We start from the raw sequence: 8,441 nt of genomic DNA on the forward strand, positions 1-8,441 counted from the left end.
TGCCGGCCAGACACACCCGTTTGCTACCATCCGCCGGCCCTGTTTCACCCCTCGCCGCCCGTGACGCTGACCGATCCGAAGGCCCTGGCCGACCTGTACCGGCGTATCGCCCGCACCTGCGCGGCGCTGGATGTCGAGCAGCCGGCCGGCGTGCCCGACCCGGCCACCTGGGCCATCGCGCCGCGGCACGATGACGACCGCTTGCTGTTCGAGGAGCTGTGCTTCCACATGTTCGCGGCCGGCTTCTCGCGCGAGGTGGTGCGCCAGAAGTGGCCGGCGACGCGCGAGGCCTTCGCCGGCTTCGACATCCCCACCCTGGCCGGCTGGCCGCCCGCACGGCTGCAACCCCTGTTCGAGGATCGCCGGCTGATCCGCAACCGGCGCAAGATCGAGGCGGTTGTTCACAACGCCGGCGTGGTGCAGGCCCTGGCGATCGAGCACGGCAGCTTCGCCGCCTGGCTGCATGGCTATCCGGCCGACCAGCTGCACCGGCTGCACCGGGAACTGGCGCGGCGCTTTGCCAGCGTCGGTCCGAGCGCCGGCGAATGGTTCCTGCTGACGTCCGGTTTCCCGTATTACTTCAGAACGGATCATGCGCAGCGCCTGCTGCGGCGCCTGGGCCTGCTGTCGGCGCGCCCTCGACCGGACGACTTCGACACGGTGATGCAGGCGCTGCACGCGGCCACCGGCGTCAGCCGCTGGGCGATCAGCGCACAGATGTTTCGCTTTGCCAGCGGCTTTCGTCTGCGCGAGGGGATCTGCCAGGAGGCGCCGCGCTGCCCGAAGTGTCCGCTATGGGATCACTGCGACCACTTCAACCAGTCGGACACGCTGTGACCGGCGCGTCCGACCAACCCTAGTCGCCGCGCCCCAGCAGACCGTCGAACAGGCCCTGGCCGGCGTCGTCCGATGCCGGCACGGTGCTGGCCGGCTGCTCCGGCGCCGGCACCTCGGCCAGCCCGCCTTCGACCGTTTCGTACTGCCGCGCCTCTTCGGTCTCGACGAAACGCGCCAGGTCGCGGCGCCCGGGCTTGTCCGGCTCGCCGGCCAGGCCGCCCAGCAACCGCGCCAGCACACCGTCGCCGTCGCCATCGCTCGGCGGCACGTCCACGGTGGTTCGGGTTCCGGCAATCAGCAGGTTCTTCTCGCGCGCATCCGCCACCGGCTGCACGTCGCCGGCCACACGCCGCAGGCGATCGCCGGTGAAATACAGCGAAACGGTGCGCTGAGCGCGCGGCTGATAGCCCTTGCGCTCGGTGAAGGTGTAGTCCCACCGGTTCGGGTTGAACGGGTCGATCAGCTGGGGCGTGCCCAGCAGGGTGCGCACCTGCTCGCGCGGCATGCCCAGTTGCAGGCGGGCGAGCATGGCGGCATCCACCACGTTGCCCTGGCGAATATCCATGCGGTAGGGCGCCAGCGCGGGAATCAACGGCCGGCCGTCGGCCGCGTCCGGCTGGCGGCCGGCGCAACCGGCGAGCAGCACGACGAGAACCAGGGCCGGCAATGAGCGATGCATGGAGACGGTTCCGGGCGGATGGCGGCGGAATGAGGCAGCAGTGAGCGCGATGGCATCCCGCGACCGGTAACAGGCGCCGCCTAGTTTACAATGCCTGCGCGCCCAGGCAGGTATGACCGGCCCATTGCCCGTAAGCGGGTGACCGGAGCACCTCCCGACCGCAGTCTGTGTCGTCCGCTTGCACCGAGTACGCCCATGGCCAACAGCAACACCCTGCGAAAGGCCGGCCTGAAAGTCACCACGCCGCGCCTGCGCATCCTGGAATTCCTGGAGAACAGCACCCAACGGCACGTCACCGCCGAGGACGTGTACCGGGCCCTGCTGGGCACCGACGAGGAAGTCGGGCTGGCGACCATTTACCGGGTGCTGACGCAATTCGAACAGGCCGGCATGGTGGTGCGCCACCACTTCGAGAGCGAGCGGTCGGTGTTCGAGCTGGGCACCGGCACCGGCCCCTGCCATCACGACCATCTGGTGTGCGAACGCTGCGGCGCGGTGCTCGAGTTCCGCGACGACGACATCGAAGCGGCCCAGCAGCGCATCGCCGCCGAGCGCGGCTTCAAGGTCACCGACCACAGCCTGTACATCCACGGCGTGTGCCGCGACTGCCAGCGGCAGGCCGCCGAGCAAGGGCGCTGAGGCTCAGCCCGCCTGCACCGCGGGTTCCAGGTTGCGCATCACCGCAATCTCGTCGCAGCGATTGAACTTGTAGCACTTCACGCACACCTGCCACACCTTCTCCGGCAGCGTGTCCTTGCTGACCACCTCGAACCCCAGTCGCGCGAAAAAGGCCGGCACATAGGTCAGCGCCATCACGCGCCTGAGGCCGATGATCCGGGCCTGGTCCAGCAGCGCGCGCGTCACCTGCTCGCCGATGCCCTGGCGATGGAAGGCCGGCGCCACCGCCAGGCTGCGCACCTCGCCCAGGTCCGGACCCATGATCTCGAGCGCGCCCACGGCCGCGATCTGGCCGTCGCGCTCGGCCACCACGAAATCGCGCACGTGACGCACCAGATTCTCCTGCGTGCGCGGCAGCAGATTGCCGGCCGCCGCCTGCTCGCGCAGCAGGGCGTGGATGGCCGGCACGTCCGCCAGGCGTGCCGGGCGCAGGGCGATGACCGCGGTCGACATGGTCAAACCTGCTGGGCGGCGGTCAGCATTTCGGCGGCGTGGGCGCGCGTGCGCTCGGTGATGTTCAGGCCACCCAGCATGCGCGCCAGCTCGTCCACCCGGGCCGCCGCCGGCAGAGGCTCGACCGCCGTGGTGGTATGCCGGTCGCCGGCGCGCTTGGACACGCGAAGGTGCTGGTGTGCCTGCGCGGCCACCTGCGGCAAGTGCGTGATGCACAGCACCTGGCGCTGCTGTCCCAGTCCACGCAACAGGCGGCCGACGGTCTCCGCCACGCCACCGCCGATGCCGACGTCGACCTCGTCGAAGATCAGCGTCGGAATCTCGCCCTGCGCCAGCGTCGCCGCCTGGATGGCCAGACTGACGCGCGACAGCTCGCCGCCGGACGCCACCTGGGCCAGCGGCCGCCACAGGTCGCCGGTATTGGCCTGGATGCGGAACTCCACCCGCTCGGCGCCGTGGGCGCTGGCCTCACCCTCGCCCAGCGGCAGCAGCGCCACGTCAAAGCGCGCCCCCGGCATGCCGAGCCCGCCGATCGCCTCGCTGACGGCCGCGCCCAGACGCGCAGCCGCGGCCTGGCGCACGGCGGTGAGCCGCGCCGCGGCCGCCTGGTAACGCTGCCAGGCCACGTCCTGCGCCTGCTCCAGCGCGGCGCGCCCGGGCCCGGCGTCGTCCAGGGCCGCCAGTTGCGCCTGCACCGAGGCCTGCAGCGCCGCCAGTTCCTGCGGCGACACCTGATGCTTGCGCGCCAGGGCCATGATCGCCGCCACCCGCTGCTCGAGCCACTGCAGGCGCGCCGGGTCCACCTCCAGACGCTCCAGGTAATGCCGCAGCACCGACCCGGCTTCTGCCACCGGTGCCAGGGCCGCGTCCAGCAGCGCCAATGGCTCGGCCAGGCGCTCGTCGACGTTCACCAGGCGCTGCAGCTGGCCGATGGCCTGCGCCAGCAGACGATGGGCGCCGGCACTGTCGTCGTCCAGCGCCTGCAGGGCGGCGGCGCCGCCCTCGGCCAGGGCCTGGGCATGGCCGGCGCGGCGCAGCTCGGCATCGAGATTCGGCCACTCGTCCTCGGCCAGTGCCAGCGCCTCGAATTCCTGCGCCTGGAAGCGCAACAGATGCAGGCGCTCTGCGCGGCCGGCGGCGTCGCTTTCCGCCTCCTGCAGTGCCCGGCCGGCCGCCTGCCAGGCGTCGTGGGCGTCCGCCACCTCGGCCAGCATGTCGCCGGCGTCGGCATAACGGTCCAGCAGCCCACGCTGGGCCACCGGTCGCAGCAACGCCTGGTAGGCATGCTGGCCGTGAATGTCCACCAGCCGCTGCCCGAGTTCGCGCAGCAGGCCGGCGGCCACCGGCCGGCCGTTGACGTAAGACCTCGAACGGCCGTCCGCGCGCACGGTGCGACGCAGCAGACACTCGTCGCCAGCCGCCAGGTCGTGCTCCTGCAGCCAGGCGCCGGCCGCCGGCACGGCGCCGACATCGAACACCGCCGTCACCTCGGCCTGCGTGGCACCGGCGCGGATGGCATCGGCGCCGGCGCGCTCGCCCAGCGCCAGCAGCAGGGCGTCCACCACCAGCGACTTGCCGGCACCGGTCTCGCCGGTCAGCGCGGTCAGGCCGCGCTCGAACTCGAGTTCGGCCGCCTCGACGATGGCGAAGTTGTCGATGCGCAGACCAATCAGCACCCGCGTCACCCTCCCCAGTGCAGCTTGGTGCGCAGCAGCTCGAAATAGTCGTAGCCGACCGGGTGAATCAGGCGCAGTGAACGCTCACGGGCACGAATCACCACCCGGTCGCCGATCTCCAGCGGCACGCTCTGCTGACCGTCGCACACCAGGCGCGCCTTGGACCAGTTGTCCTGCGTCAGCTCGATCTCCAGCGGCTGGTCGGCGCCCAGCACCATCGGCCGGATGGCCAGCGTGTGCTGACAGATCGGCACCACCACCACCGCCCGCATGTCCGGATACAGGATCGGCCCACCCGAGGACAGGGCGTAGGCGGTCGAGCCGGTGGGCGTCGCCACGATCACGCCGTCGGCCCGCTGCCGGTTGAGCAGGCGGCCGCCGGCGCGCGTCTCGAACTCGACCATCTTCAGGCTGTCCCACTTGTGCAGCACCAGCTCGTTGAGTGCCGACACCGTGCGCAGCAGCCGGCCTTCGCGGTGCAACTCGATGTCCAGGATCAACCGGTCCTCGGCGCAGAATTCGCCCCCCAGGATGGTGGGCAACACGTCGAAGGTCTCGTTGGGCGAAATATCGGCCAGAAACCCCAGCCGGCCCAGGTTGATGCACAGCAGCGGCACGTCCAGCGGCCCCAGGATGCGGACCGCCGCCAGCAACGTGCCGTCACCGCCGAGCACGATACCCAGGTCGGTGCCATGGGCCGCCAGGCGCTCGCGCAACGCGCCGTCGCGCGCCGCATCCCAGTTGGGATCGATGCGCTCGGCATCCACACGGCAACCGATCTGCGGCAACGTGCTGCGCAGGCGCTCCAGCAATTCGCGCAGCACCGCGTCATCGCGATGCCACAACAGGACTGGCTGGCGGAAGGCAAGCGGCATGGTGGTCTCGACATTCTGCGCCAATGCGTCCGCAGCAGGCACGATCGCACCCGCAACCGCTTGTGAGGCGGCACCTGCCGGGCTGGGAAACGGGCTGCCGGAGCGTTCATTCATTTGTTTATAGTATGGCCAGACTGCATTTTTCGTTGGTGTTACCGCATCTGCCCTGACGCTGCCGTGCCTGCCCCCCGAAAACCCGCCCCTGAAATCCTCGGCGAGCGTGCCCTGAGCCTGCTCAAGGGGCTGGTCGAGCATTACGTCGCCGACGGCCGTCCGGTCGGCTCCAAGACGCTGGCGCGCGACCTGGGCCTCGGGCTGAGCCCGGCCACACTGCGCAACGTCATGGCCGATCTTGAGCGCCTGGGCTTGATCGCCGCGCCCCACACCTCGGCCGGCCGCGTGCCTACCGCCAAGGGCCTGCGGGTGTTTCTGGACACGCTGCTTCACACGCGCCCCATCGATCACGCCGCCGAGGGCGAGCTGCGCGACAAGCTTGCCGGCAGCGAGCCGGGCGAACTGGTGGAGACCGCCGGCCGTCTTCTGGCCGACCTGAGCCAACAGGCGGGCGTGGTGCTGCTGCCGCGGCGTGATGTGGCGCGCCTGCGTCACGTCGATTTTGTCAGCCTGTCCGAGGAACGGCTGCTGGTCATCCTGGTCACCGACGACGGCGACGTACACAACTGGGTGGTGCGCCAGCCCGGCAACCTCAGCCCGGCTGCCCTGACGCAGGCAGCCAACTATCTGAACGAACACCATGCAGGACGCACGCTGGCGCAGGTGCGCGGCGCCGTGCTGGCCGAGCTGCAGCGCGCCCGGGCCGCAGTGGGCGAGCTGATGCAGGCCATGACCGAGCTGGCCGAACACCTGACGCCACCGCCCCGCGACACCACGGCGGCGGGCGACTACCTGATCCGTGGCGAATCGAACCTGCTGGCCAGCGCCGACCCGGCGGCAGACCTCGGCAAGTTGCAGGCGCTGTTTCGGGCGTTTGGAGAAAAACGCGAGCTGCTGCGCCTGCTCGACGACTGCCTGCACGGCCAGGGCGTGCAAATATTTCTTGGCGCCGAATCCGGGTATCAGTTCCTGGGCGACTTCAGCCTGGTTACCGCACCGTACGAGGTCGACGGCCAAATCGTCGGCGTGCTGGGCGTCATCGGTCCGCAGCGGATGCCCTACCAGCGCGTGGTGTCGGTGGTGGATGTCACCGCCCGTCTTCTCGGCGCGGCCTTGAATCGCCGTCTGCCCGCCCCAAGCTGACCCCACGCACGATGCCGACGAATGCCCGGCCACCGCCTGCGGCGGCCGGATCAGGCCCATTTCTGCTTCCGAGAATTGCCTATGAACGACCAAACCGAGCCGACGGCAGCCGACAAGCCAACCCCCGGTACCCCGAGCGAAGCGCCAGCGTCCGCCGACGCGGCACCGCCGAGCGACACCGTCAGCACGGAAACGCTCGAACAGGCACAGGCCCGGGCCGACCAGGCCCGCGACCAGATGCTGCGCGCCTATGCCGATCTCGAGAATCTGCGCCGGCGCTACGAGCGTGAGGTGCGCAACGCCTCGCGCTACGGGTCTGAGTCGCTGGTCGGCGAGTTGCTGCCAGTGAAAGACAGCCTTCAGGAAGCACTCAAGACCGGCGCCGCGCAGGGCCTGGACCCGGCCCAGGCGCTGGAGAAGATCCTCGAAGGCACCCGCATGACCCTCGATATCCTCGACAAGGCACTCGGCAAGGCCGGTGTCAGCGAAGTGCATCCCGAGGGCGAACCGTTCGACCCGGAGCTGCACCAGGCCATGAGCCTGGCCGACGGCGGTGAGCTGCCGTCGAATCACGTGGTACAGGTCGTCCAGACCGGTTACCGACTGCACGACCGGCTGGTCCGACCGGCGATGGTCATCGTTTCGAAGTAGACGCTTGAAATCGCCCGCCACCGCTCCCACCTGAGCGACAACGCCCGAAAACACGTTCACGGAGACTTACGTCCATGGCCAGAATCATCGGCATCGACCTCGGCACCACTAATTCCTGCGTAGCTGTCATGGAAGGTGGCAAACCGCGGGTCATCGAAAATTCCGAGGGCGACCGCACCACACCGTCCATCGTCGCGTTCACCAAGGACAGCGAGGTCCTGGTCGGCCAGTCGGCCAAGCGCCAGGCGGTCACCAACCCGCACAACACGCTGTACGCGGTGAAGCGCCTGATCGGCCGCCGTTTCGAGGATTCGGTGGTCAAGAAGGACATCGACATCGTCCCGTACAAGATCGTCAAGGCCGACAACGGCGATGCCTGGGTGGAAGTCGACGGCAAGAAGATGGCGCCGCCGGAAATCTCGGCCCGCGTGCTGCAGAAGATGAAGAAAACCGCCGAGGACTACCTTGGCGAGGCGGTCACCGAGGCGGTCATCACGGTGCCGGCCTACTTCAACGACAGCCAGCGCCAGGCCACCAAGGACGCCGGCCGCATCGCCGGCCTCGAGGTCAAGCGCATCATCAACGAGCCGACCGCGGCCGCGCTGGCCTACGGCCTGGACAAGAAACGCGGCGACCAGAAGGTGGCCGTGTACGACCTCGGCGGCGGCACCTTCGACATCTCGATCATCGAGATCGCCGAAGTCGACGACGAGCACCAGTTCGAGGTGCTGGCCACCAATGGCGACACCTTCCTCGGCGGCGAGGACTTCGATCTTCGCCTGATGAATTACCTGGCCGACACCTTCAAGAAGGATGCCGGTGTCGACCTGCGTAACGACCCGCTGGCCGTTCAGCGCCTGAAGGAGGCCGCCGAGAAGGCCAAGATCGAGCTGTCCTCGGCGCAGCAGACCGAAATCAACCTGCCGTACATCACCGCCGACGCCAGCGGACCGAAGCACCTCAACATCAAGTTGACGCGTGCCAAGCTGGAGTCGCTGGTCGAGGACCTGATCACGCGCACCCTCGAGCCGTGCCGCACGGCGCTCAAGGACGCCGGCCTGTCGGGCAGCCAGATCGACGAGGTGATCCTGGTCGGCGGCCAGACCCGCATGCCCAAGGTGCAGGAAGCGGTCAAGGACTTCTTCGGCAAGGAGCCGCGCAAGGACGTGAACCCGGACGAGGCCGTCGCCGTCGGCGCCGCCATCCAGGGCGCCGTGCTGGCCGGCGAGGTCAAGGACGTGCTGCTGCTGGACGTGACGCCGCTGTCGCTGGGCATCGAGACCCTGGGCGGCGTCATGACCAAGCTGATCGAGAAGAACACCACCATCCCGACCC

At 69.2% G+C, this 8,441-nt stretch carries 9 protein-coding genes; 5 read left to right on the forward strand and 4 right to left on the reverse strand.

Going from position 1 to position 8,441, the window contains the following annotated elements; translation table 11 throughout:
• Positions 1–60 precede the first annotated feature (60 nt).
• Complete coding sequence (locus tag ABYX71_RS01145; protein WP_372694072.1) at positions 61–837, forward strand: DNA-3-methyladenine glycosylase I; 777 nt, start codon at positions 61–63, stop codon at positions 835–837.
• A gap of 19 nt (positions 838–856) precedes the next feature.
• Here ABYX71_RS01145 and ABYX71_RS01150 read toward each other — a convergent pair whose 3' ends face one another.
• Entirely contained in the window at positions 857–1,516 is a 660-nt protein-coding gene (locus tag ABYX71_RS01150) for an outer membrane protein assembly factor BamE (RefSeq protein ID WP_372694074.1), read from the reverse strand.
• Between the two features lie 195 nt (positions 1,517–1,711).
• On the opposite strand from ABYX71_RS01150, the gene fur reads away from it, so the two are divergent.
• Entirely contained in the window at positions 1,712–2,155 is a 444-nt protein-coding gene (gene fur / locus ABYX71_RS01155) for a ferric iron uptake transcriptional regulator (RefSeq protein WP_372694076.1), read from the forward strand.
• Between the two features lie 3 nt (positions 2,156–2,158).
• On the opposite strand, the gene ABYX71_RS01160 is transcribed toward fur, so the two are convergent.
• The 3 genes from ABYX71_RS01160 to ABYX71_RS01170 are packed head-to-tail and all read right to left on the reverse strand — an operon-like array spanning position 2,159 to position 5,198.
• The gene (locus ABYX71_RS01160; RefSeq protein WP_372694078.1) at positions 2,159–2,647 is read right to left on the reverse strand and encodes an N-acetyltransferase; all 489 of its coding nucleotides are present in this window, start codon (positions 2,645–2,647) and stop codon (positions 2,159–2,161) included.
• A gap of 2 nt (positions 2,648–2,649) precedes the next feature.
• Positions 2,650–4,323: a DNA repair protein RecN gene (gene recN / locus ABYX71_RS01165; protein WP_372694080.1), complete on the reverse strand. Its 1,674-nt coding sequence runs from the start codon at positions 4,321–4,323 to the stop codon at positions 2,650–2,652.
• 5 nt (positions 4,324–4,328) lie between these two features.
• A complete protein-coding gene (locus ABYX71_RS01170; protein WP_372694082.1) occupies positions 4,329–5,198 on the reverse strand; it encodes an NAD(+)/NADH kinase in 870 nt (289 codons plus the stop codon).
• Between the two features lie 177 nt (positions 5,199–5,375).
• Between ABYX71_RS01170 and hrcA the strand changes: the two genes are divergently transcribed.
• The 3 genes from hrcA to dnaK all read left to right on the forward strand — a co-directional run.
• A complete protein-coding gene (gene hrcA / locus ABYX71_RS01175; RefSeq protein WP_372694084.1) occupies positions 5,376–6,455 on the forward strand; it encodes a heat-inducible transcriptional repressor HrcA in 1,080 nt (359 codons plus the stop codon).
• An 81-nt stretch (positions 6,456–6,536) separates the two neighbouring features.
• Positions 6,537–7,106 carry a nucleotide exchange factor GrpE gene (gene grpE / locus ABYX71_RS01180; protein ID WP_372694086.1) on the forward strand — a complete coding sequence of 190 codons (570 nt, stop codon included), beginning with the start codon at positions 6,537–6,539 and terminating at the stop codon, positions 7,104–7,106.
• A gap of 74 nt (positions 7,107–7,180) precedes the next feature.
• A partial coding sequence (gene dnaK / locus ABYX71_RS01185) for a molecular chaperone DnaK (protein ID WP_372694088.1) occupies positions 7,181–8,441 on the forward strand: 1,261 nt, incomplete at its 3' end.

It is taken from the genome of Immundisolibacter sp. (assembly GCF_041625615.1).
In the GTDB taxonomy this organism is placed as follows: Bacteria; Pseudomonadota; Gammaproteobacteria; order Immundisolibacterales; family Immundisolibacteraceae; genus Immundisolibacter.

What these genes read in the sequence shown, in the direction of transcription:
- grpE (WP_372694086.1), top strand. Translation starts at nt 6,537, where the DNA reads ATGAACGACCAAACCGAGCCGACGGCAGCCGACAAGCCAACCCCCGGT.
- fur (WP_372694076.1), top strand. Translation starts at nt 1,712, where the DNA reads ATGGCCAACAGCAACACCCTGCGAAAGGCCGGCCTGAAAGTCACCACG.
- ABYX71_RS01160 (WP_372694078.1), bottom strand. Translation starts at nt 2,647, where the DNA reads ATGTCGACCGCGGTCATCGCCCTGCGCCCGGCACGCCTGGCGGACGTG.
- ABYX71_RS01170 (WP_372694082.1), bottom strand. Translation starts at nt 5,198, where the DNA reads ATGCCGCTTGCCTTCCGCCAGCCAGTCCTGTTGTGGCATCGCGATGAC.
- ABYX71_RS01150 (WP_372694074.1), bottom strand. Translation starts at nt 1,516, where the DNA reads ATGCATCGCTCATTGCCGGCCCTGGTTCTCGTCGTGCTGCTCGCCGGT.